The organism is Martinezella rhizogenes, from assembly GCF_027460065.1.
Classification (GTDB): domain Bacteria; phylum Pseudomonadota; class Alphaproteobacteria; order Rhizobiales; family Rhizobiaceae; genus Agrobacterium; species Agrobacterium rhizogenes_C.
In genome coordinates, this window is the sequence record NZ_JAPYZZ010000015.1 from 104,412 (window position 1) to 126,854 (window position 22,443).

Below are 22,443 nucleotides of genomic sequence, written 5' to 3' on the forward strand. Positions count from 1 at the left end.
CCGCTTAATAACCGAGCGGCGGCAAGGGCTCGCCGGCGGGTTCTGCGGTGCGCATTTCGTCCGTATCGTCGGTCTGCAATTCCTGGAAGGCGCGCCAGGTCAGGACCAGAAGGAAACAGAAGAAGGAAAAGGAAATCACGATCGCCGTCAGGATAAGCGCCTGCGGCAGCGGATTGGCGGCACCTGCGGGCAGCGTGTCCATGCCCGCCGGAATGATCGGCGGCACATCCCGCGTCAACCGGCCGGCGGTGAACAGCAAAAGATTGACCGCATTGCCGAGAATGGCGATGCCCAGCAGCATACGGATGCTGTGGCGCGACAGCATGAGATAGATCGCCACCGAAAAGAAGATGCCGACGAGAATGGAGAAGACCGCTTCCATCAGTCGCTTTCCCTTTCTTCCAGCGCCAGCGCAATTGACGTGATGGCGCCGACAACGACGAGATAAACCCCGATATCGAAGGACATGACGGTGGAGAGCGGCACCTCGACGCCGAACAGGCTCGGATAAATCCAGAGGCCGGTCATGAAAGGCACGCCTGATGCCATGGAGACAAGGCCTGACAGCATGGCCAGAAGTAGCCCTGCCCCGGCAATCGAGAGCGGATGAAAGACGATGGCGCGCCGCACGGCCGCCACGCCATAGGCGATGCCATAGATCGAGAGCGCCGAAACGGCAATCAAGCCGCCGATGAAACCGCCGCCCGGCTCGTTATGGCCGCGCAGCAGCACGAAGATGGAAAACAGCACCATGAGACTGGTCACGACAGGCGCGACCGTGCGCAGGATGAGCGTGTTCATGTCCGCGCTCCCTTCTTTTTCGCCGTCTTCGCCGGCCCCTTGAGGGCGGCGGCGGGGCGGATGCGGATGAGCGCGAGGATGGCAAGGCCGGTTATCATCACGACGGCGATTTCGCCGAGCGTATCCGTGCCGCGGAAATCGACGATGATGACATTCACCACATTTGCGCCGTGGGCGATGACCTTGGAATAGGTATTGTAGAACTCGGTCAGGCGGTTGTCGAAGCTCGCTTGCGTCGCCCGCATCAGGAACAGGGCAAAGCCGGTTCCGCAGGCGATGGCGATGGTGCTATCGAGCAGTTTCTGGCCAAGCCCGCGATGGTCCGACGGCGACAGGCGCAACCGCGTCATGACAAGCGTCAGGATGACCACCGAGAGCGTCTCGACCATGAATTGCGTGAAGGAGAGATCGGGCGCACCGAACAGCAGGAAGATGACCGCCACCGCAAAACCCTGAATGCCGAGCGCGATGATGGCCGTCAGCCGGCTCGATGCCGTCAAGACCGCGAGAAGACCCGCCACCGCGATGACGATGAAGGTCAGCTCATGGATGGGCATATCATGCGGCCAGGCCGGGATCGACGGCAGTTCGTCATAAAGGAACAGCGGCACCAAAAGCACGGCGGCGATGACGGCGAAGGTGGCGGTGACGTAGAACTCCAGCCGGCCGGGCTGGATGAGCCGCGTGATGTGGAAGGAAATCCTCACCAGCGTCTCGATGAAGACATCAAAGCCCCTGTCCGGCCCGGCCCCCAGCGCCTTGAAGCTGCGGTCCATCAGGCTGCGCACCGTGGAAAGCTGGGTGTAAAGGACGATGCCGAGCGCGATCGTCAGCAGCGACAGGCCAAGCGGCAGGCCTATATGGGGAATGAGCGAGATTTCCACCGGGCGCGGCTCACCCGCAATCGCGCTTGCCATGGGGGTGGAGATGTAAAAATGTGCGATGCCGGCAAAGAGCGCAATGGTGAGCCCCTTCAATGCCAGAAGCGCCGGGCCGAGCCAGAGCAGCAGCGGGCCCTCATGCGCGTGTTTCGGCGTTTTCACCGGCTTGCCGATGAAGGGTTTCAAGCCCACGGCGAAGGCAACGGCGAACATCAGCCCGTTGCCGAGAATGGCGATGCCGGTAAACAGCACCGCGCGCGGATTGCCATGCGCCAGCGCATAATAAATCTCTTCCTTGGCGAGGAAACCGAAAAATGGCGGCAGGCCGGCCATGGAGATGGCCGCGGCAAGTGCGGCCGCGAAGGTGATGGGCATGGCCTTGCGCAGGCCGCCGAGCTTCGTCACATCACGCGTGCCGGTCTCGTGATCGATGATGCCCGCGGCCATGAACAGGGCGCCCTTGAACAGCGAATGCGCCACCAGATAAAGCATCGCCGCCTCGATGGCGTGGTCCGAGCCGAAACCGGTGAGCATGACGAGCAGGCCGAGCGAGGAGACGGTGGTATAGGCAAGCATCAGCTTCAGGTCTGTCTGGCGCACGGCGAGCAGCGCGCCGGTCAGCATGGTCAGGCCGCCGAAGAAGGGCAGCAGGATTTGCCAGGCGGCCGTGTCGCCGAGAACCGGGTTAAGCCGCATCAGCAGATAGACGCCGGCCTTCACCATGGTTGCCGAATGCAGATAGGCCGAGACCGGCGTGGGCGCTTCCATCGCGTTGGGCAGCCAGAAATGGAACGGAAACTGCGCTGATTTGGTGAAGGCGCCGCCGAGAACCAGCAGCAGCGCCGCCAGATAAAACGGGCTGTCACGCAATATATCGCCGCCGCGTACCAGCATGGACAATTGCGTCAAGCCGCTGATGTCCCAGATGAAGATCAGCCCGGCAAGCAGCAAAAGCCCACCGCCGCCCGTCACCACCAGCGCCTGCAGCGCGGCACGACGCGAGGCGGCGCGCTCGTGGTCGAAGCCGATCAGCAGGAAGGAGGTGATGGAGGTGAGTTCCCAGAACACGAACAGCATCAGCAGGCTGTCGGAGACCACGACGCCCAGCATCGCGCCCATGAACAGCAGCAGGAAGGAGAGGAACCGGCCCTGCTGCGGATGCCCCTTCATGTAACCACCGGCATAAAGCACGATCAGCATGCCAATGCCCGTTATCAGCAGCGCGAAGGTGAGCGACAGGCCATCGATGAACCAGGAGAAGCTGAGATTGAAGCTCGGCACCCAGGCATAACCGCCCGTTACCACACCGCCCGCCGCAATCTGCGGCAGCATCAGCGCGAAATGCACGAAGGCGAAAGCCGGCGCGATCGCGATGATCCATGCGGCATTATGGCCGAACCTTTTCACCAGGGCCGGCGCGGCAAGCGCTGCCACAAATGGCAAAAACAGCGACAGGAATGTCAGCGCCGTGACATCTGATGTCATTCACATCTCCTGGGATGTCCCCCATCCCTGCGCGCCAATGCATGGCGTTCTTCTTTCAAATCGAGTTTCAGTTAAGCCATACACACTGCCATCTCAACCCAAATCGGTACTGCCGCCCCATAACGAACGCGTTATGACGCCCCGCCCCTTTCAATCGGCGGCGGCGATGATTATTTGAGGCGGGAACAGAAAGGATCATTCCATGAGCGATCTGACATCCCCGAAGGTGAACAAGACCGATGCCGAATGGCGTGAACAGCTGACACCGGAGCAATATCGCATCCTGCGCGAACACGGCACGGAACGCGCCTTCACCGGACCCTACTGGAACTCGACGGAAAAAGGCCTCTACCGCTGTGCGGCCTGCGACGAGCCGCTATTCCTCTCGGATACGAAGTTCGATGCCGGCTGCGGCTGGCCGAGCTATTTCGAGCCTGTGAAGCCAGGTGCTGTGACGGAACATCGCGATGCGACCCACGGTATGGTGCGCACGGAAATCCGCTGCGCCAATTGCGGCGGCCATCTCGGCCACGTCTTCCCCGACGGCCCGCCGCCCACCGGCCTGCGTTATTGCATCAACGGCCATTCGATGGTGTTCGAGCCGGTTTGAGCGGCAAGACCGTGCCGCGAGCTTCTTCTCCCCGCCGGGGAGAAGATGGCCCGAAGGGTCAGATGAGGGGGCGACGTTGCCGGATTTCGGAGAGCTCGCCCCCTCATCCCGCTGCCGCGACCTTCTCCCCGGCGGGGAGAAGAAACAAGCGGTATGAGCCCGATCCAGAGGTGGCCTTCAGCTTTCAGCCTAATTTCAGTTCCATGCAGGTCAAATCCAGCCAGCGGCCGAACTTGATACCGACTTCCGAAAATCTTCCGACCACCCGGAAACCGAGGCTTTCATGCAGGCGGATGGAGGCGGTGTTTTCCGCCTCGATGGCGGCGATCAGCACATGTATGTCGTTGCCGGTGGCATGGTCGATCAGCGCCTGCATCAGCCGCTTGCCGATGCCGTGGCCGCGGGCATCCTTATGCACATAAACCGAATGTTCGCGGGTATGGCGATAGCCGTCAAAAGCGCGCCAGTCGCCATAGGATGCGTAGCCGGCAACCTTGCCTTCGAGGATGGCGACGATGACCGGAAAACCGCGTGACGTGCGGGCGGCGAACCATTCCTTCCGGTTCTCCAGATCGACCACGGCCTCGTTCCAGATCGCCGTCGTGTTCACAACCGCCTCGTTATAAATCTCCATGATGCCGGAGAGATCGTCCACGGTCGCGTCACGCAGTTCCACGGTCATTATTGCTTCGCCCTCATATTTCCCAATGAGCGGCTGCGGAAAGGCGGCGGCTCTGGACGAGCCTTAAGCGATGACGCGGAGCAATGTCCAGTGCGCCGAGAGTTACGACGCCAGGGGAACGAGGCTGAAGGCGGTGACCACGGCGAAATAATGCACCGCGGCCGCGGAGACCACGAAACCGTGCCAGATGGCATTCTGGAAGCGCAGCTTTTCCCAGACATGGAAGATCACGCCGAGCGAATAGATGACGCCGCCGGCGACGATGAGCCAGAGCGTGACCGGGGCGAGATGCGACGACAGGGGGCCGACCACCATGATGCCGCTCCAGCCCATGGCGAGATAAAGGCCGATGGCAACCCGGTCGTAACGGCCGGGAAACAGGCATTTGAGGAGGATGCCGCAGATGGCCGCAAGCCAGATGAGGCCCAGCATGACGGCGATCAGCGGATCGTGAATGCCGCGCATCAGGAACGGCGTATAGGTGGCGGCGATGAGAATGAAGATCGCCGAATGATCGAGCCGGCGCAGGAACCATTTCACCCTGGAATGCGGCCAGATATTGTAGGTGAAGGACACGGAAAGACAGGCAACGAGACCGAGACCATAAATCCACGCCGCCGCAATCGCGCTCAGCGTGCCCCAGGCAGTCGCGTAAAAAATCAGCGCCGTGGCGCCCACCAGCGCAAATACGATACCGACGCCGTGGACGATGCCATCGGCGACGATCTCGTGAAAATCATACTGGCGCCCGAACCGCCACATCTCGCTCATTGGTCCAATCCCGTCTGCGTGCTTTCATCAAAGCATGGAGACAATATTAGACAGGAACAAGACAGCGTCCGGTTAACGGCGATCAAATTGCGTTCGAGGCTGTTGCGAAAGGAGAGGTCTTGTTTCGCTTGAGCCATCCAGCGCCGGCATAGCGAGTGGTCCCCGCTTGTTTCTTCTCCCCGCCGGGGAGAAGGTCGCGGCAGCGGGATGAGGGGGCAAGGGTAGAGATATCCGGTGAGCTAGCCCCCTCATCCGACCCTTCGGGCCACCTTCTCCCCGGCGGGGAGAAGAAACGGGAGGCGACCTCGCACTCCAAATTACCCCTCACAAAGCCGCAGCACACTCCTGGCAGAACGGCGTATAAGGCACCGCATTCAGCCGATCCTCCGAAATCCTCTTGCCGCATTTGACGCAGGTGCCGAAAGTGCCACTCGCGATGCGGTCGAGCGCGGCGTCGATGGCGCGCAGTTCGTCCTGACCCACCTGCCCCAGCTCGTCCAGCACCTCGTCATTGCTGCGTTCGCTGGCGCGATCCTCGTCATCGGGATTGCGCGGCTCTTCGAAATCGGCCTCGATTTTGTGCAGACGGCGATAAAGCTCGCGCTGACGGTCACGCAGGATTTTCTCATAACTTTCGACATTCATGGACTTTTCCTCCAGCCGATACGGGCGGAAAACCCGCCCGCAACCCTAAAACGTCAAACTCTTATCTATCCACCAACACCGAGCATTTGGCGTGGCGCACCACGCGGTCGGCGGTGGCGCCGATGAAATAGTTGCTGAAGTCCGGTGTATGCGACGCGATAATGATGAGATCCGCCTTGTGTTCCTCGGCGGCGGCGATGATCTCGCGTGCGGGTGCGCCGCTTCTGATTTCCTGGCTGCCCTTGAAACCGGCCTTGGTCTTGAGGTCCAAAAGCTTGGTCTTGGCGTCCTTGATGGCGTTTTCGATGAGGTCGACAGGCAGGTCGATCGCCATATAACCCGGCAGTTCCTCGACCACGTTGATGAGAACGATCTCGCCGTCGGGGTCCAGCAGCGCCTTGGCCTTTTCGAGGATCTTTTCCCCCTTGTCGGTGGCGCTGAGGTCTACCGGTACGATGATCTTCTTGTACATGGCTGTCTCCTTTGGCTTGATCCGCCATTTAACGTGTCGGGCTAGGCTCATATTTCCCCGGCAGCGCCGCCTTCACCTTGATCGAAGTCAAAGCCGCAAGCGGCGTCAGCGGGTGGCATTGTCAACGAATGGTGGACAGTCAATCGCCGTGCCGCGATCTTTGCTGAACGACGAAACCAGCCCATATTCGGCTCTAACAAACGCCGCAAAGCGGCGTCGGCCGATATCTTCGGCGACCGATCCGCCCCTTGGCGCTTCGGATTCAATATGGAGATCATGATGAGTGAAATCAAACAATTCGCCCTGACGCGGCCGGCCTATGTCGGTCAGGCGCATCTCGTCGTTCACGATCTGCCGCGCGTTTCGGATTTCTACCAGAAGATCATCGGTCTTTCCGTTCTCGAAAAGAACCCGAGCGGTGAAGTGCTTGGCGTAAACGGCCAGCCGCTCTTGACGCTCTCCACCTCCGACACGGCGGAACGCGCGCCGCGCAATGCCGCCGGCCTGTTCCACACCGCCTTCCTGATGCCGAGCCGCAATGATCTCGCCCATTGGCTGGCGCATGCTGCCCATAACAATGTCCAGCTTCAGGGCGCATCCGACCATCTGGTCAGCGAGGCGATCTATCTCGCCGACCCGGAAGGCAATGGTATCGAGGTCTATCGCGACCGTTCGCCGGATGAATGGAGCTACCAGCCTGACGGAACGGTGGAGATGGCGACGATCGGCCTCAACCTGCAGGCACTTTACGACAGCGCGCCGAAGACGGCCTTTACCGGTGCCGCTGATGGCACGGCCATCGGCCACATCCATCTGCAGGTCGGCAACATTCCGCAAGCGGATGAATTTTATCAGGATGTGCTGGGGCTGAAGATCATGGCACGTTATCCCGGTGCGAGCTTCTTCGGCTCGGGGGCCTATCATCATCATGTCGCCGCCAATATCTGGAACAGCCGGGGTGCTACGGCGCGCAAGGACAATATGACGGGGCTTTCCGGTTACTCGCTGAAATTCAACGAGCCTGAAGCACTCGAAAAGGCTGTCGCTGCGCTCGACCGGCTGGAAATCGCAACCGAGCGGCAAAGCGATGGCATCGTTCTGAAAGACCCATGGGGCATCGGACTAAAGCTTTCCGCATAAACGTAAAAAGGGGCGGCCAAAAATTTGCGCCGCCCCGGAACCGCCATATTTTTCGAACGTTTGTGCCCTTATTGGGGGACAGTTCAATGAATGAAAATGCCAGACCGGACAAGACCGGCACTTTGGGCCATCACATGGCCAGCGGCGCCGCCGCGCCGGTGACAAGGGCGGATCCGCTGGAAACCCCTGCCTTCGCTTCACGCCGCGACGATGCGCGCAGCCAGCAGCCACTCGGCCGCGAAGCGCTTGATGTCGTTGTCGCCTGGTCGGTGATCGGCATTTTCCTCATCATGCTGATGGCGGTCATTCACGAATTGTCGCTCATCCTCATCCCGGTGGTGATGGCAATCGTGGTCGGCATGATCCTCGGCATCGCCGCCGAAAAACTCGGCTCCTACGGCATTCCCGGCTTCGGCGTCGCGCTCATCCTCTCTACGCTCGTGGCGGCGGTGATGTTCTTCGTGGTCAATTCACTGAGCGAGCCGCTTTCTCTGCTCGCTTCGGAAGGGCCGGCGCTGGTGGAGCGCAGCATCGACCGCTTCCTGCCCTATCTTCAAAGTCTCAGATGGCTGAATATCTCGGCAGCCAGTTTCAGCATGGGATCCATGTCGATGGAATCGCTGATTTCGCGCAGCGGCGAGATCATTTCCGTGCTCGGTTCCAACATCACCCCCGCCGTCATTCAGGGGCTAATCTTCCTCGCCGCATTGCTGATGTTTCTCTACAGCCGCTTAAGGCTGCGCAAGGCGATCATCATGGCCTTTCCGGCCCGCCACCAGCGGCTCAGAACCATCCGTATCATCGGCTCGGTGGAAGAAGTGCTCGGTACCTATTTCGCCACGGCGGCGCTGATCTATGCCGGGCTTGGCGTGACGATGGTGATCATCGCCTATTTCGGCGGGCTCGCCATGCCGCTTCTGTGGGGGCTGTTCGCCTTCCTCTCCAGCTTCGTGCCGTTTCTCGGCATCACCGCCATGACGATATCGCTGACGGTGGCCGGCATCATCACCCATGACAACATGATTCTGGCGCTCATGCCGGCGGCGATCTTCTTCACCATTCACCTGCTGATGGAAAACCTCGCCTTTCCGGCTGTCGTGGGCCGCAACATGGAGATCAACCCCTTCCTCGTCTTCGTGATGATCATCTTCTGGACTTGGATGTGGGGTGCTGCCGGCGCCATGCTGGCACTGCCGCTATCACTGATTGCCATGACGGTGACGCGCGAGCTGTTTCCCTCGCGCCGGGTGGTGCCGAAACTGCCGGATTAGACGCCGGGGTTCCGGGCGGAAGTGCTGAACTGCTCCGGGTGGGAGCGTTCAAGGGACGTCCGTTGACGTGGGTGTGTGGGGTTTACCCCCCTCTGCCCTGCCGGGCATCTCCCCCTCAAGGGGGGAGATCGACTCGCGGATAAGTCTCGCCCGTCTCGACATTTGCGAATGAAGTGGTGGTGGCGCCTCCTGCCGATCTCCCCCCTTGAGGGGGAGATGTCCGGCAGGGCAGAGGGGGGTAAGCCCCACGCGCCCGCCGTCTACGGACAACCTCCTGAAAGCCAACAACCAGGCCGCTCAGGAAGCAAGCGGCATTCCCTGCGCCTCCCCCTGCGCGCTCGCCATGCGGCGCTCGTGCTCGATCAGCCATTTCTTCCGCCACAGACCGCCGCCATACCCCGTCAGGCTGCCATCCGCCCCCAGCACCCGGTGGCAGGGCACGACAATCGCAATCTGGTTGGCGCCATTGGCGCGGGCCACGGCGCGGACGGCGGAGGACCTGTCCATGCTGGTTGCAAGTGAAGAATAGCTGACGATCTCTCCCACCGGGATTTCCCGCAGGTTGCGCCAGACATCGCGCTCGAAGGGCGTGCCGTGGCCGGCAAGCCGCGTTTCGAAACCGGCCGAGTTGCCGGCGAAATAGGCGGCAAGTTCCGCGGCGATCTGGCCGGTGACCGCGGTGCGGCCCAGCACCATATCCGCACCGGTTCGCGTTTTCAGCCGCTTCAGCTCGGCCGGAAGGGCCGGCCGGTCCGCGAATTCGAGAAGATGTAGGGCGTGATCGTCGGCAACGACCAGCATCGGGCCGATCGGCGTATCGATCCAGTCGCCCTTCAGGAAACCCCTGCCCTTCATGGCGGCGGGCGAGGAGCCGAAGAACTGGTTGATCGCCGAGCGAAAGCCGCTGCCGGATTCATAACCGGCATCAATCTGCGCGCCGATCACCGCCTCTCCTGAGGCAAGGCTTTCCGCCGCATCCCCCACCCGCCGCAGCCGGGCGATTTCCAGAAAGCTCATGCCGAAACGGCGCTTGAAGGTGCGCCGCACGGTGGAGGGATCATGGCCGAGCGCCATCACATCCTCCTCACGCCAGCGCCGCGCCGGTTCGTTTTCCAGCGCGGTCAGAAGCGCGGTGACGGTTTCGTCGGCCGTGCCATAAGACAGCATCGGCTTGCAGCGCTTGCAGGGGCGAAAACCCGCCTCCAGGCACTCGGCGATGGTCTCGCGGAACCGGCAGTTCTCGATCTTCGGCTTTCTCGCCGTGCAGGTGAAGCGGCAGAAAATCTTCGTGGACGTCACGCAGACATAGGCCACGCCTTCATAGGCGGGGTCCTTGTTCACAAGGGCGGAATAGAGGGTTTCGGTGTCGGGGCGTTTGAACAGCATCATGGGAGGATGCTAGCGCAAATTCGAGCGGCATGCCGCCGAAAAACGGGCGTGGATGTGGGGGATGTATCTTCGTCTGCCAGCTTAGCTCACCGCTGTTTCCAGTGAAGCGAGCGGGTGCGGCCTATTTCTTCTCCCCGCCGGGGAGAAGGTGGCGCGCAGCGCCGGATGAGGGGGCTACGGTAGAGATATTCGGCAACGTTGCCCCCTCATCTGACCCTTCGGGCCATCTTCTCCCCGGCGGGGAGAAGAAATACGCGGCAAGGTCCCAGTTTCAGTTCCCCGGCGGCGCGAAGGACGGGTCGTCCAGCCGGGCGAAGATGACACCCCGTGCCTTCAGCGCCAGAAGGCCCTTCACCACGCCTTCGCCCGCCTCATGGGTGGGCTGGTTGATGTGGGAGATGATGACATCGCCATTCTTGGCGGCAGCGATGTGTTTTGCCGTCATGGCCGCGCCCAGCAGCGAGCCGCCATCGCCATTGACGGAATAACCCGCCACCCGCATGCCGAGGCGATTGATGGTGGCCATGGAGGAATTCGTATATTTGGCCGTCGCACCACGGAACCATTGCGGCTGGAGACCGGTGGCCGCGACGATCGCCTGACGACCGCCCTCCACCTCCTGCTCGACCGCCGCTTCAGAACCGGCGGCGGCAATGCCATAGATGGAGACGGGCTTATCCACCGCCGGCACATGGTTTTCGCCGTGGTTTTCGATCTCGAACAGATCGGGATGCGCCATGAGCACGGCGAGCGCCTCGCCATTGTGCTTCAGCCAGCGGGCGGTGACGAAGATCGTCGCAGGAATGCGCTCGCGCACCAGCGTATCGAGGATGCGGTGGTCGGTCTTGCCCATGCAGGCATCGAGCGTCATCGCCACCCGCACCTTGCCATCATGCTGCGGCGCCATTTTCAGCGACGGCTCGACAAGACCGTTCCCCGCAAAGGCGGCGGAGGCGGCAGAGGCAAACAGGGCAGAAAGCAGGAGGCGACGCATCATTTTCATTTTCCGCAGTGTCATGCAGTGTATTCCCGTGGCAATCCGCCCGCAAAGCGCCCGAATTATGGCGCGGTTTCCAGCACGGACAGTGCCTCCAGCGCCTCTTCCACCCGCTGGCGCTCCGCGCTGGTGAGCGGCAGGATCGGCCGGGGCGGTTCGCTGACGGTCAGCGACAGGATGTTGGCGGCGGCATAGATCACGCGGATGCTGCCTAATTCCCTAAACAGCGCCCAGAGCGGCTGGAAGGCCGCATCAATGCTTTTGACCTCTTCCGCATTACCCCCTTGAGCGGCCCGCATCAGCCGCAGGGCCGGAACCGGCAGCAGGCCGGCAACCACGCTATACCAGGTGTCGCCACCGGCGAGCGTGGCTTCGGCGCAGCCCCAGTCACCGCTGTAGCCAATGGCGAAATCGTCCGACAGCTTGGGCTTGAGCCGCGCAAGCTCACCGGCATAGTCGGAATCGGCAGGCAACGGCATCTTGATGGCGCGGATATTCGGGATATAGGCGAGCCGTACCAGAAGCTCGTCGCTGAAGGTAAAGCGGGTGGTCGTCGGGTTATTGTAGATGGCGAGCGGCAGGGCCGTCGCGCCGGCCACGGCGGCGAAATGGTGATAGGCCTCTTCCTGCGTCAGCGGCGTGTAGGATACGGGCGCGAGCAGCAGCGCATCAGCACCGGCGGCTTCGGCGTCCTTTGCCAGCGCCACGGCCTCATCGGTGCGCAATGCACCGACGCCTGCCATCAATGTGCGCCTGCCCTTGAGGATGGCTGCGGCTGCCTCGATGGCGCGGCGCCTCTCTTCGCGCGTGAGAAACATATAGATGCCGGTGCTGCCGAGAATGCCGACAGAATCGACCGCCGCCGCATCCAGCCGCGCGATCAGGGCGGAGAAGGTCTCGACATCGACCCGCCCAGCCTCGTCCGCCGGCGTAATCGGAAAAGCCGAAAGCCCCTTGAATCGTGTCGCCATGTCCGTCTCCCTCGCTTTGATCGGCAAGAGGGTTACAGAGCCGCTGGCGGGGCGGCAAGAAAAGCGGGGCTAAACTTCCTCGGCACACCGAAAATTTCGGCGGTCAGTCATAAAGATACAACTTCTTCCACTGCTCTTCGGGAATCTTGTCGCCGACGCGGTAATCGAAAGACTGGATGGAGAGGCTGTCGCTCTTGAGCTGGCACTTGTATTTGAGCCTGTACCATTCGCCCGAACTTCTGAAGACCGCGCCCGGCGCCTTGATGGAGTTCTTGCCCACTTCCGGATCACCGAACGTGTAGGCGATGACCTTGTCCGGCCGCATGCCCTTCTGCTCGGTTGCTATCCTCTCCATCGCCTCGATATCGCAACGCTGCTCCAGCCGTTCCTCGGGGGCGAGCACGTTCAGCTCCCGCATGACGCTGGCGTCTATCGCGAAAGCGGGCGTGAAAGCCTGCAAGGCAAGGAAAAAGGCAGAAAGGGCAGCGGGAAGAAACGTTCGCATGGGATCCTGTCAGTTTTTTCGTTTGTTCTTGTGGGCGTGCGGCGCGCCGGTGGGTGACACGCATCATCGCCGATTTGCCGGATATTGCCAAAATGTGATCGAAAGCCGACGAAATTGTGCCCGAGCCTCATTTCACCTGTGGAGATTTGAAACTTGATCGGGCGGAAGATGAACAGCAGCAGGGTGATTTTTTAACGTCTACAGCACCGAAAAGCCGAATCATCTTGCCATCTTGCGGATTTCATATAATAACTTGAAATATAAACCCAACTTAATTGAACAATTAAAATTCCAACTAATATTATATTTCGGTACATTATGAAAAATATAGCTATTAATTTCACACTTATTGCAATTTTGCTTTCCAGTTGCACCCAAACAGATAAAGAGAACGCTAAATACCGGCTTTCAAAAACTTTTGCCAATGTACTTCTGGGTGCGGACGTCGCCACGCAGGTTTGGGCAGCTGACGCTGAATACAAAGCCCTCAATCTCAACAAAGCCTATGTGAAGGCCACCGCGACAAGCCACCCCATTTCCCATCGACCAGCCGATAAAGCATTCGGAAAATTGGCCGACTACGTTGTGGAGTTGAGGGACATCGAGCAAAGGCCGGATATTGGCGACGTGAAACAGGCTGGGCTGACCAAGCAGGTCAATATGTATCTCAATGCCAAACGGCCATGCTCGAGTTTGCACGTTTTCGTAAAACTATTTGATGAACCCGTTCCGCTCTACGATCCTGCTACAAAACGGGCGGGTATTCTGATCAAGTGCATGACTGCTGGACAAATCAAACCGGAACATTGGCTAATGCCCATCGATGTACGAAGTTCGGAATATGGGCCTAAGCTGGGCATTGGCCACATCGCAAGAGAAAAGGACTAGCATAGTCGTCCTTGACGTGTGGGCGCAGAATCCGAATTCCGGCAAGTCCCGATCGAAGGGTGAGGCGGCGCGCAAAAAGATGCTAGGGTCGATCCCAACGAATCTTTCCTAGCGCCGTTCATCATACGAAAGCGAGTTTCCCTTGCCTATTTTCAAGAACCTGCCCGCCGCTCCGACCGCCGAAAAACGGCCCGTTCAGGACACGCATCACGGCATTACCCGCACCGACGATTATGCATGGTTCCGGGCCGATAACTGGCAGGCCATGTTCAAGGACCCCACCCTGCTCGACCCGGCCATCCGCGCCCATCTGGAAGCGGAGAACGCCTATATGGAAGCGGCCATGGGTGATACTAAGGCGCTTCAGGAGAAGCTGTTCGAGGAAATGAAGGGCCGCATCAAGCAGGATGATTCCTCCGTGCCGGTCAATGACGGGCCTTACGCCTATGGCACGCTGTTCGTGACCGGCGGCGAGCAGCCGCATTATTTCCGCACCCCGCGTGATGGCGGCGAAAAACATGTGCTGCTGGATGGCGACAAGGAAGCGCAAGGCAAGGATTATTTCCGGCTTGCCGGCCTCGACCAGTCTTCCGACCATAGCCACGGCATCTGGGGTTATGACGACAAGGGCTCGGAATATTTCACGCTGCGCATCCGCAACCTCGAAACCGGCGAAGATCTTGCCGATGTCGTGGAAAACACCGGCGGCGGCGGGGCCTGGGCGCCTGATGGCAAGAGCTTCTTTTATACGCTGCAGGACGAGAACCACCGCCCCTCCAAGGTCTTCCACCATATTATCGGCCAGCCGCAATCGGCGGACCGTCTGGTCTATGAGGAGAAGGATCCCGGCTTCTTCATGGGTGTTGGCGCGTCGGTTCTCGACGATTTCATCTTCATCGACATTCACGACCATGAGACCAGCGAATATCGCCTTCTCTCCACCAGCGACCTGACCGCCGAACCTGCCGTGGTGGCGGAGCGCGAGGAAGGCATCGAATATTCGATGTGCGAAGGCGGTGATGTCTTCTACATTCTCACCAATGACGGCGACGCCAAGGATTTCCGCATTGTGGAAGCGCCGGTCACGGCGCCCGGCAAAGAAAACTGGAAAGAGATCGTCCCGCATGAGCCGGGCCGTCTCATTCTTTCCGTCGATGCCTATGCCCGCCACCTGATCTGGCTTGAGCGCCGCGACGGCCTGCCGCGCATCGTCATCCGCGATCGCCGCACGGGCGAGGAACATTCCATCGCCTTTGCCGAGGAAGCCTATTCGCTTGGCCTGCATGGCGCGGCGGAATATGACACCGATGTCATCCGCTTCTCCTATTCCTCGATGACGACGCCGAGCCAGCTGTTCGATTACGACATGGTGACGCGCGAGCGCACGCTTCTGAAGACGCAGGAAGTGCCCTCGGGCCACAATCCTGATGATTACATCACCCGCCGCATCATGGCGCCCGCCCATGATGGCGAACTCGTGCCGGTCTCGCTGCTTTACCGCAAGGATGTGGCGCTTGACGGTTCCGCCCCCTGCCTGCTTTATGGTTATGGCGCTTACGGCATCACCATTCCCGCCTCCTTCTCCACCACCACGCTGTCGCTCGCCGACCGTGGTTTCATCTATGCCATCGCCCATATTCGCGGCGGCAAGGACAAGGGTTTCGAATGGTACGAAACCGGCAAGATGGAAGACAAGCAGAACACCTTCAAGGATTTCATCGCCGCTGCCGATCATCTGGTTCAGGAAGGTTTCACCTCCTATGGGGGCATTATCGCCGAAGGCGGCTCGGCCGGCGGCATGCTGATGGGGGCTGTCGCCAATATGGCGCCGGAGAAATTCGCCGGCATCATCGCCGCCGTTCCCTTCGTGGACGTGCTGACCACCATGCTCGATGACACTTTGCCGCTGACCCCGCCGGAATGGCCGGAATGGGGCAATCCGCTGGAATCGGCCGAGGAATATGGCTGGATCGCCGCCTATAGTCCCTATGACAATGTCAGCGAAAAACCCTATCCGCCGCTGCTGGCACTTTCCGGCCTCACCGATCCGCGTGTGACCTATTGGGAGCCGACCAAATGGGTGGCGAAGCTGCGCGAAAAGACGACGGGGGAAGCGCCGATCCTGCTCAAGACCAACATGGCGGCCGGCCATGGCGGCAAGTCCGGCCGTTTCCAGCGGCTGGAAGAAATCGCCTTCGAATATGCCTTCGCGCTGAAGGTGGCCGGCAAGGACGCCGTGTGAGACCTTGATTGCGAAACGGGCGGCGACGGAGCCGCCGCCCGAGCCAAAACAGTATGAAAATACCTTCAAAAAACCTCTTTCTGAATATTTTTTTCCACAAAAATGCACCGTTTGCTTTTCTTTAAATTTCACTTTGCTGATACGTGGATTTTTATTTCGTATTACTAAAAACCATAATAGACTTGAGTGAACCTCAAATATATTTCATGTATTACACCACCTGAAAAAATGTTCCGAAAATCGAACGCATGGCTGCGATGCGCCATTTTGCGTTGCAATATCACTTTTTGGCCGTATTATGCCGTTCGTTGACATATTCATGCGCCTTTCTGCCGCGTTTCTCGCGGCAATCCTGCAGCACGTCTTGCGGATATTCTTGACGCCGGTTTTTCGGCTTTTCCATGCGCCATGTCAGTTCGCCCTTGGCAATCCGGGCTTTGCAGTGCTCCCGCTTTGCCAATTGAAAACACTGCATCAGACTTGGGGGTCTTACACATGAAGAAACTCCTCGCCTCGACCATTCTCGTAACGGGCTTTATCATCGCTGCCGGTGCAGCAAATGCCGCCGAAGAGTGCGGCAGCATCTCCATCGCCGAAATGAACTGGGCATCCGCCGGTGTCGCGGCTTACGTCGACAAGTTCATCATGGAAAACGGCTATGACTGCACGGTCAATGTCGTCAGCGGCGATACCATGCCGACCTTCGCCTCCATGAACGAAAAGGGCCAGCCGGACATGGCGCCCGAATTGTGGGTGAATGCCGTGCGCGAGCCGCTCGACGCCGCCGTCAAGGACGGCCGCATGATCGAAGCATCGAAAATTCTTTCCGAAGGCGGTATCGAAGGCTGGTGGATCCCGAAATTCATCGCCGATGAACATCCCGATATCAAGACCGTCGAGGATGCGCTGAAACATCCCGAGCTCTTCCCCGCTCCGGAAGACGCCAGCAAGGGCGCCGTGCACAATTGCCCCTCCGGCTGGAACTGCCAGGTGACCACCACCAATCTCTACAAGGCACGCGAAGGCGACAAAAAGGGCTTCACGCTGGTCGATACCGGCTCCGCCGCCGGCCTCGACGGTTCGATCGCCAATGCATTCGAAAAGAAGCAGGGCTGGCTCGGCTATTATTGGTCGCCCACCGCCATTCTCGGCAAATACGAGATGGTGAAGCTGGATGACGGCGTCGAACTCGACCGCGCCCATTTCGACGAGTGCACGGCCAAGGTCGATTGCGCCGATCCCAAGGTCAATGCCTATCCGGTAGCCGATGTCTTTACCGTCATCACCAAGGATTTCGAAGGTAAGGCCGGGGTGACGATGGGTTATCTCAAGGCCCGCAACTGGGACAACAAGACAGTCGCTGAAATCCTTGCCTGGATGGATGAGAACCAGGGCACCAACGAGGATGGCGCGGAATATTTCCTCGAGAACCATGAGGACATCTGGACGAAGTGGGTTCCGGCCGAGGTGGCGGAGAAGATCAAGGCTTCGATGTGAGTGGTTGATGGGGAGTCGGCGCAAGCCGCTTACCCCCCTCTGCCCTGCCGGGCATCTCCCCCTCAAGGAGGGAGATCGGCAAGAGGCATCCTCTCGCTCAATCCGCAACGCAGGTGATGGGCGATACCTCGCCGCTTGTCGATCTCCCCCCTTGAGGGGGAGATGTCCGGCAGGACAGAGGGGGGTGCCCCGCGCGCCATCATCCCCGTCCCCATCCCCAAAACCCAAAGGGAAAACAACAATAATGGCCCTCTGCAATTACCTGCCGGACCTGCTCTGCAAGTTCCCGGCAATCGACAACTCCACCATGCGCGTGGCCCGCAAGACCATCGATGACGGGTTTCGCGATATCGTGCGCAATTACGGCGATGCGATCGATGTGATCGTGCATCCGCTGCAGCTCTTCCTCAATGCCTCGGAGCGGCTGTTCATCCAGACGCCGTGGATCATCACGATGCTGGTCATTCTCGCCATCGTGCATCTGGCCGGGCGCAGCTTCAAGATCACCGGCGGCACCGCCATCTCTCTCCTCATGATCGGCGCGGTCGGCCTGTGGCGAGACGCCATGACGACGCTCTCCATCGTCGCCATCGCCACCCTGATCGCCATCGTCATCGGCCTGCCGCTCGGCATCCTGATGGGTCGTTCCGAACGCCTGCAACGCCTCATCAATCCCGTGCTCGACGTGATGCAGACCCTGCCCAGCTTCGTTTATCTCATCCCCGTGGTGGTGATTTTCGGCATCGGCAAGGTTCCGGGCCTGATCGCAGTGGTGATCTATGCCATTCCGCCCGTCATCCGCCTGACCAGCCTCGGCATTCGCCTCGTTGATCGCGAAGTGCTGGAAGCGGCCGACGCCTTCGGTTCCTCCAACGGCCAGAAGCTGTTCAACGTGCAACTGCCGCTGGCGTTGCCCACCATCATGACCGGCATCAACCAGACCATCATGATGGCGCTCGCCATGGTCGTCGTCGCCTCCATGGTCGGTGTCGGCGGGCTCGGCAAGAACGTGCTGCAGGCCATCAACAACCAGTTCTTCACGGTGGGCTTCCTGAACGGTTTCGCTCTGGTCGCCATCGCCATCATGTTTGACCGGGCGAGCCAGGCTTTCGGCAAGCGCCTGCAGAAATACCGCGAGGTCTCCCATGGCTAAAAGCATCGAAATCAAGAATCTTTACAAGATCTTCGGCAAGCATCCCGAGAAATATCTCGAAGCGGTGCGGTCGGGCATGGACAAGGTGGAGTTGAACGACAAACACAACCACGTGCTTGGCCTCAACAACATCAACATCACCATGCCGGGCGGCAAGATCACCGTCGTCATGGGCCTTTCCGGCTCCGGCAAGTCGACGCTCATCCGCCACATCAACCGGCTGATCGACCCGACCGCCGGCGAGGTTCTTTATGACGGCGAGGATATTTGCGGCATGAGCACCTCGGCGCTCAGGAAATTCCGCCGTCACAAGACAGCAATGGTGTTCCAGAAATTCGGGCTGCTGCCGCATCGCACGGTGCTGGAAAACAGCGTCTACGGTCTCGACATCCAGGGCGTACCGCGCAAGGAAAGCGAAGAAAAGGGCCGCTACTGGCTGGAGCGGGTCGGCCTTGCCGGTTACGAGGATTATTATCCGAACCAGCTTTCCGGCGGCATGCAGCAGCGTGTGGGCCTTGCCCGGGCGCTTGCCAATGACGCCGATATTCTGCTGATGGATGAAGCCTATTCGGCACTCGATCCGCTGATCCGTGTCGATATGCAGACCATGCTGCTCGATCTGCAGCAGGAGCTGAAGAAGACCGTGGTGTTCATCACCCATGATCTGGACGAGGCTTTGCGGCTCGGCGACCACATCGCCATTCTAAAGGACGGCGAAGTGGTGCAGCAGGGCGACGGCCAGAGCATCATTCTCTCGCCGGCCGATGGTTACGTCACCGACTTCGTGCGCGACGTCAATCGCAGCCGCGTGTTGCAGGCGACCACCGTCATGGAGCCGCTCGAAAGCCGCCCCGAGGGCATGCCGGTGCCTGAGAACGCGACGCTGGAAACCATTGCCCGCGACATGTCGGAAGCCAACGAGACGCAGGCCCATGTGGTGGACGAGCACGGCAAGCCGGTCGGCAGCATCGGCCTCGACACGCTGGTGGCGGCCATGGTGACGCCTGCGCCGCAGGAGGGGGACACCTCGCAAGAGGTGGAGGTGAAGGCGACGGATAAACCGGAGAAGGTGCGGGAGCCCGTTGCTCTGGTGGAGAAGGAAACGGCGTGATCCGCTTGATCCTGTCTATAAAGTTCTAAAACTCTCCGCCGTCATCCTCGCCCTTGAGGCGAGGATCCACTCTTTCTCCAGATCACCGCAGGTGATGGATCCTCGCCTCAAGGGCGAGGATGACGCGGAGTGTGAGGCAGGCCTTTCAGCACCCATGCGATCCTGCCTCGTCTCGAATATAAACGGTTATTGCATCCTCGCACGCCCCGTTCCCAATGCAAAAACGAAGCACTACTTCGCCGGCTGTCAACCCTCGACCGTCGTTGCAGCGCAGCAGGCGCAAGTTTCAGACAAGTCGCCGCCGTTAACCATTCGTTAACTTTTGAACGCGGAATCACCGACATGCAGATCGAAAGCAATATTGGCGGATATAATTATCAGGGTCGCATCCGCGACATTGATAAAGCTGGCAGCGCGCAAAGCGTGCCGGAAGAGCAGGCCGTGAAACGCGGCCCCGGCAATCCCACCGTTTCCAGCACCATTCTTTCCCAGTCGCTGGCCAATGTGCTGTGGGCTGTCGGCAATGGCAGCGCGCCCGCCTATCAGGATACGCCAGCCGCCGCCGCCGAAGATACGGCGGAAGCACAGGCGGAGTGGGTGCGCAGCGCCTATTCGGAATATACCGAATAGGCGATTCCCATCAGGCACTTGCCGGGCTGACCTCCACCGTCACATGCGAGAGTTCATGTATGGCGGCAAGTTTCTGCTTATAAAAGGCCGGCGCTTTCGGCGCCTGCGAATGGATCGCCACGATGGCCGCATGGTGGCCGGGGCCAACCTGCCAGACATGCAGATCGGTGATGCGATCCTCTTCCGTTTCCACCGTTTCACGGATTTCCTGCGGCAGGTCGTCCGTCAGCGGCATCGCATCGACCAGGGTCGTTGCCGTGGAGCGAATGAGCCCCCATGACCAGCGGGCGATAACCAGACCGCCGACAATGCCCATCAGCGGGTCGAGAAAGTTCCAGCCATTCCATTTGCCGAGCAGCAGTGCAACGATGGCCAGAACCGAGGTCAGCGCATCGGCCAGCACATGCAGATAGGCGGCGCGCAGATTATTGTCCCGCCCGCCCTTTGCACCCTGCTCCGCATGCGAACCGTGATCGTGGTGGGCATGGCTGCCATGGCCGTGATGGGCATGGGAACCGTGGGCGTGACCATGGCCGTGGCCATGATCGTGATGATGGTCATCCTTCAACAGCAGGGCACTGACGAGATTGACCGCAAGGCCGATGACGGCGACGAGAATCGCCTGGTTGAAATCGATCTCGACGGGGCTGATGAGGCGCAGGCCGCTTTCAACCGCAATAAGCAGTGCCACCACGGCAAGCACGACGGCGCTGGCAAAACCGGCGAGATCTCCGAACTTGCCGGTGCCGAAGCTGAAGCGGGGATTGCGCGCCTCGCGCCTTGCGTAGAGATAGGCGAGCGCCGAAATCAGCATCGCGCCCGCATGGGTGGACATGTGCCAGCCATCCGCGGTCAGCGCCATGGAGCCGAACCAGTGGCCGGCGACGATCTCCGCCACCATCATGACGGTGGTCAACGCAATGACCATCCAGACGCGCCTTTCATTGCGCTCATGATTCCGGCCGAGATAAATATGGTGATGCTCCGCCGTGGCGAAAGGTTCGGAAGTCGTCGTCATGTCGCTCAATCCTCTCTCAATTCTACCCGGACTGCACTAATTTACCGGATGTAGGTCTTCAGCACCTGGGCCAGCTCTTCCGCCGCCCGCGCCCGCTCGTCTTCATTTTCGGCATGGACTACATGTTCGTGCAGATGCTCCTGCATCACCTCCCCCGTCAGGCCTGAAAGCGCTCCGCGCACCGAAGCGAGCAATTGCAGCACCTCGCCGCAGGGCTTGGCCTCGTCCAATGCGCGCTCCACAGCCTCCATCTGCCCTTTCAGGCGGCGGATGCGGGCCAGCAGCTTGTCCTTGTTGCGGATCGTGTGGGACATGTGCACCTCATATACTATAGGGGGGTATACTATATTGCGGTAATTTTTTGCACAAGGCGTGCATGACGCAATCTTCGCGAATGTTTCGGACCTTAAAAATGCTCCATCAGAACTAGGGGACTCACAGTCATGACGACTATCGCAGCAACCAGCAGCATCAATTTCGCCTCTCCGGTCCGCGGCATCGCGCCTGCGCACAGCCGGGAGAGCCAGTCCACCACCGAGGCTTTGCAGGAACTGACGCGGGCGGCCCATCGCGCCATTTCGGTGGCAGGCAATGTCGCCACAGCCGTCGCTCCGCTGGCCGGTGCTTCCGCCAGCCTGGCCGCTGCTCTCTGGGACATGAACAGCGGCGCTTCCGCCTCCACTGGCGCCAACGCTGACGTGGTCGCTTCCGCCCAGCCGGATATGGCAAGCCTCGAATCGCAGGTTCTGAAGGCACTGGCCCAGGCGCTTGGCGTCAACGACGCCGCTTGAGGCCATTGAATCGGTCGTGAAAAAGCCATATCTCTAGAGACTGGAGATATGGAGAAAGCCATGCTGTCCATTGGTGAACTGTCCAAACGCACTGGCGTGAAGGTGCCGACGATCCGTTATTACGAGCAGATGGGCCTCATCCGCGAGGCGGATCGTTCGGATGGCAACCAGCGCCGGTACGAAAAATCCGACCTCGAAAGGCTGGCCTTCATCCGCCATGCGCGCGATCTCGGCCTGAATATCGAGGCCATCCGCGAGCTGCTCGCGCTCAGCCAGCACCGGCAGATGCCCTGCGAAGGTGCAGACCGCATCGCCGCCGAGCATCTTGCCCATGTGCGCGAAAAGATCGCCAGCCTGAAAAAGCTGGAACACGAGCTGGAACGCATCGTCTCCCATTGCCACGGCCATTCGATCGAGGATTGTTACGTCATCCGCGCGCTTTCCAACCACGGCATGTGCGAGGGTGAGCATTGACCTTAAAACCGGGCTTGAC

General features: G+C 60.0%; 24 protein-coding genes. 11 read left to right on the plus strand and 13 right to left on the minus strand.

The features are described 5' to 3' along the window. Positions 1–4: 4 nt before the first annotated feature. From O8B93_RS20765 to O8B93_RS20775, 3 genes are read right to left on the minus strand one after another with little or no spacing between them, the layout of a single operon-like run. Entirely contained in the window at positions 5–382 is a 378-nt protein-coding gene (locus O8B93_RS20765; protein WP_006316622.1) for a Na+/H+ antiporter subunit C, read from the minus strand. Further along, positions 382–801 (minus strand): Na+/H+ antiporter subunit B, encoded by a 420-nt coding sequence (locus tag O8B93_RS20770; RefSeq protein WP_269711775.1) that lies wholly within the window; start codon positions 799–801, stop codon positions 382–384. The genes O8B93_RS20765 and O8B93_RS20770 overlap by 1 nt, the downstream gene beginning before the upstream one ends. Beyond that, positions 798–3,167, minus strand: a complete 2,370-nt coding sequence (locus O8B93_RS20775; RefSeq protein WP_269711776.1) for a putative monovalent cation/H+ antiporter subunit A — start codon at positions 3,165–3,167, stop codon at positions 798–800. Before O8B93_RS20775 ends, O8B93_RS20770 begins: the two co-directional genes overlap by 4 nt. A 202-nt stretch (positions 3,168–3,369) precedes the next feature. Here O8B93_RS20775 and msrB point away from each other — a divergent pair, with 202 nt between their 5' ends. Next, positions 3,370–3,777, plus strand: coding sequence for a peptide-methionine (R)-S-oxide reductase MsrB (msrB, locus tag O8B93_RS20780; RefSeq protein WP_269711777.1), 408 nt, complete (start codon positions 3,370–3,372; stop codon positions 3,775–3,777). Positions 3,778–3,961: 184 nt separating this feature from the next. Here the strand turns inward: msrB and O8B93_RS20785 are convergent, their stop codons facing one another. The 4 genes from O8B93_RS20785 to O8B93_RS20800 form a co-directional block, all read right to left on the minus strand. Further along, the gene (locus O8B93_RS20785) at positions 3,962–4,459 is read right to left on the minus strand and encodes a GNAT family N-acetyltransferase (RefSeq protein ID WP_269711778.1); all 498 of its coding nucleotides are present in this window, start codon (positions 4,457–4,459) and stop codon (positions 3,962–3,964) included. 102 nt (positions 4,460–4,561) lie between these two features. Further along, complete coding sequence (trhA, locus tag O8B93_RS20790) at positions 4,562–5,230, minus strand: PAQR family membrane homeostasis protein TrhA (protein WP_269711779.1); 669 nt, start codon at positions 5,228–5,230, stop codon at positions 4,562–4,564. 324 nt (positions 5,231–5,554) lie between these two features. Continuing rightward, positions 5,555–5,875 carry a TraR/DksA family transcriptional regulator gene (locus O8B93_RS20795; RefSeq protein ID WP_269711780.1) on the minus strand — a complete coding sequence of 107 codons (321 nt, stop codon included), beginning with the start codon at positions 5,873–5,875 and terminating at the stop codon, positions 5,555–5,557. Between the two features lie 61 nt (positions 5,876–5,936). Continuing rightward, complete coding sequence (locus O8B93_RS20800; RefSeq protein ID WP_269711781.1) at positions 5,937–6,347, minus strand: universal stress protein; 411 nt, start codon at positions 6,345–6,347, stop codon at positions 5,937–5,939. A 279-nt stretch (positions 6,348–6,626) separates the two neighbouring features. On the opposite strand from O8B93_RS20800, the gene O8B93_RS20805 reads away from it, so the two are divergent. Then, positions 6,627–7,487 (plus strand): VOC family protein, encoded by an 861-nt coding sequence (locus tag O8B93_RS20805; RefSeq protein ID WP_269711782.1) that lies wholly within the window; start codon positions 6,627–6,629, stop codon positions 7,485–7,487. An 86-nt stretch (positions 7,488–7,573) separates the two neighbouring features. After that, entirely contained in the window at positions 7,574–8,758 is a 1,185-nt protein-coding gene (locus O8B93_RS20810) for an AI-2E family transporter (RefSeq protein ID WP_269711783.1), read from the plus strand. 297 nt (positions 8,759–9,055) lie between these two features. Here O8B93_RS20810 and O8B93_RS20815 read toward each other — a convergent pair whose 3' ends face one another. The 4 genes from O8B93_RS20815 to O8B93_RS20830 form a co-directional block, all read right to left on the minus strand. Continuing rightward, a complete protein-coding gene (locus tag O8B93_RS20815; protein WP_269711784.1) occupies positions 9,056–10,147 on the minus strand; it encodes a bifunctional transcriptional activator/DNA repair enzyme AdaA in 1,092 nt (363 codons plus the stop codon). A gap of 271 nt (positions 10,148–10,418) precedes the next feature. Next, a complete protein-coding gene (locus O8B93_RS20820; protein ID WP_269711785.1) occupies positions 10,419–11,144 on the minus strand; it encodes a polysaccharide deacetylase family protein in 726 nt (241 codons plus the stop codon). A 62-nt stretch (positions 11,145–11,206) separates the two neighbouring features. Continuing rightward, entirely contained in the window at positions 11,207–12,115 is a 909-nt protein-coding gene (locus tag O8B93_RS20825) for a dihydrodipicolinate synthase family protein (protein WP_269711786.1), read from the minus strand. Positions 12,116–12,218: 103 nt separating this feature from the next. Continuing rightward, on the minus strand, positions 12,219–12,620 hold the full coding sequence (locus tag O8B93_RS20830) for a DUF930 domain-containing protein (protein WP_269711787.1): 402 nt from the start codon (positions 12,618–12,620) through the stop codon (positions 12,219–12,221). A gap of 318 nt (positions 12,621–12,938) precedes the next feature. On the opposite strand from O8B93_RS20830, the gene O8B93_RS20835 reads away from it, so the two are divergent. The 6 genes from O8B93_RS20835 (at position 12,939) to O8B93_RS20860 (ending at position 20,141) form a co-directional block, all read left to right on the plus strand. Then, positions 12,939–13,508, plus strand: coding sequence for a hypothetical protein (locus O8B93_RS20835; RefSeq protein ID WP_269711788.1), 570 nt, complete (start codon positions 12,939–12,941; stop codon positions 13,506–13,508). Between the two features lie 142 nt (positions 13,509–13,650). Then, positions 13,651–15,750, plus strand: a complete 2,100-nt coding sequence (locus tag O8B93_RS20840; RefSeq protein ID WP_269711789.1) for a S9 family peptidase — start codon at positions 13,651–13,653, stop codon at positions 15,748–15,750. Positions 15,751–16,245: 495 nt separating this feature from the next. Further along, positions 16,246–17,247 carry an ABC transporter substrate-binding protein gene (locus O8B93_RS20845; protein WP_269711790.1) on the plus strand — a complete coding sequence of 334 codons (1,002 nt, stop codon included), beginning with the start codon at positions 16,246–16,248 and terminating at the stop codon, positions 17,245–17,247. Positions 17,248–17,491: 244 nt separating this feature from the next. Beyond that, positions 17,492–18,400: an ABC transporter permease gene (locus O8B93_RS20850; RefSeq protein ID WP_269711791.1), complete on the plus strand. Its 909-nt coding sequence runs from the start codon at positions 17,492–17,494 to the stop codon at positions 18,398–18,400. Next, entirely contained in the window at positions 18,393–19,511 is a 1,119-nt protein-coding gene (locus O8B93_RS20855) for a quaternary amine ABC transporter ATP-binding protein (RefSeq protein ID WP_269711792.1), read from the plus strand. Before O8B93_RS20850 ends, O8B93_RS20855 begins: the two co-directional genes overlap by 8 nt. Positions 19,512–19,853: 342 nt before the next feature. Then, positions 19,854–20,141 (plus strand): hypothetical protein, encoded by a 288-nt coding sequence (locus O8B93_RS20860; protein ID WP_269711793.1) that lies wholly within the window; start codon positions 19,854–19,856, stop codon positions 20,139–20,141. Positions 20,142–20,151: 10 nt separating this feature from the next. Here the strand turns inward: O8B93_RS20860 and dmeF are convergent, their stop codons facing one another. Then, entirely contained in the window at positions 20,152–21,159 is a 1,008-nt protein-coding gene (gene dmeF / locus O8B93_RS20865) for a CDF family Co(II)/Ni(II) efflux transporter DmeF (protein ID WP_269711794.1), read from the minus strand. 41 nt (positions 21,160–21,200) lie between these two features. Then, positions 21,201–21,473: a Ni(II)/Co(II)-sensing transcriptional repressor DmeR gene (gene dmeR, locus O8B93_RS20870; protein ID WP_077982723.1), complete on the minus strand. Its 273-nt coding sequence runs from the start codon at positions 21,471–21,473 to the stop codon at positions 21,201–21,203. Positions 21,474–21,602: 129 nt separating this feature from the next. Between dmeR and O8B93_RS20875 the strand changes: the two genes are divergently transcribed. Together O8B93_RS20875 and O8B93_RS20880 are read left to right on the plus strand one after the other, a co-directional pair. Then, complete coding sequence (locus tag O8B93_RS20875) at positions 21,603–21,950, plus strand: hypothetical protein (protein ID WP_006312184.1); 348 nt, start codon at positions 21,603–21,605, stop codon at positions 21,948–21,950. 60 nt (positions 21,951–22,010) lie between these two features. Then, positions 22,011–22,424: a MerR family transcriptional regulator gene (locus O8B93_RS20880; RefSeq protein ID WP_010971227.1), complete on the plus strand. Its 414-nt coding sequence runs from the start codon at positions 22,011–22,013 to the stop codon at positions 22,422–22,424. Positions 22,425–22,443: the final 19 nt, after the last annotated feature.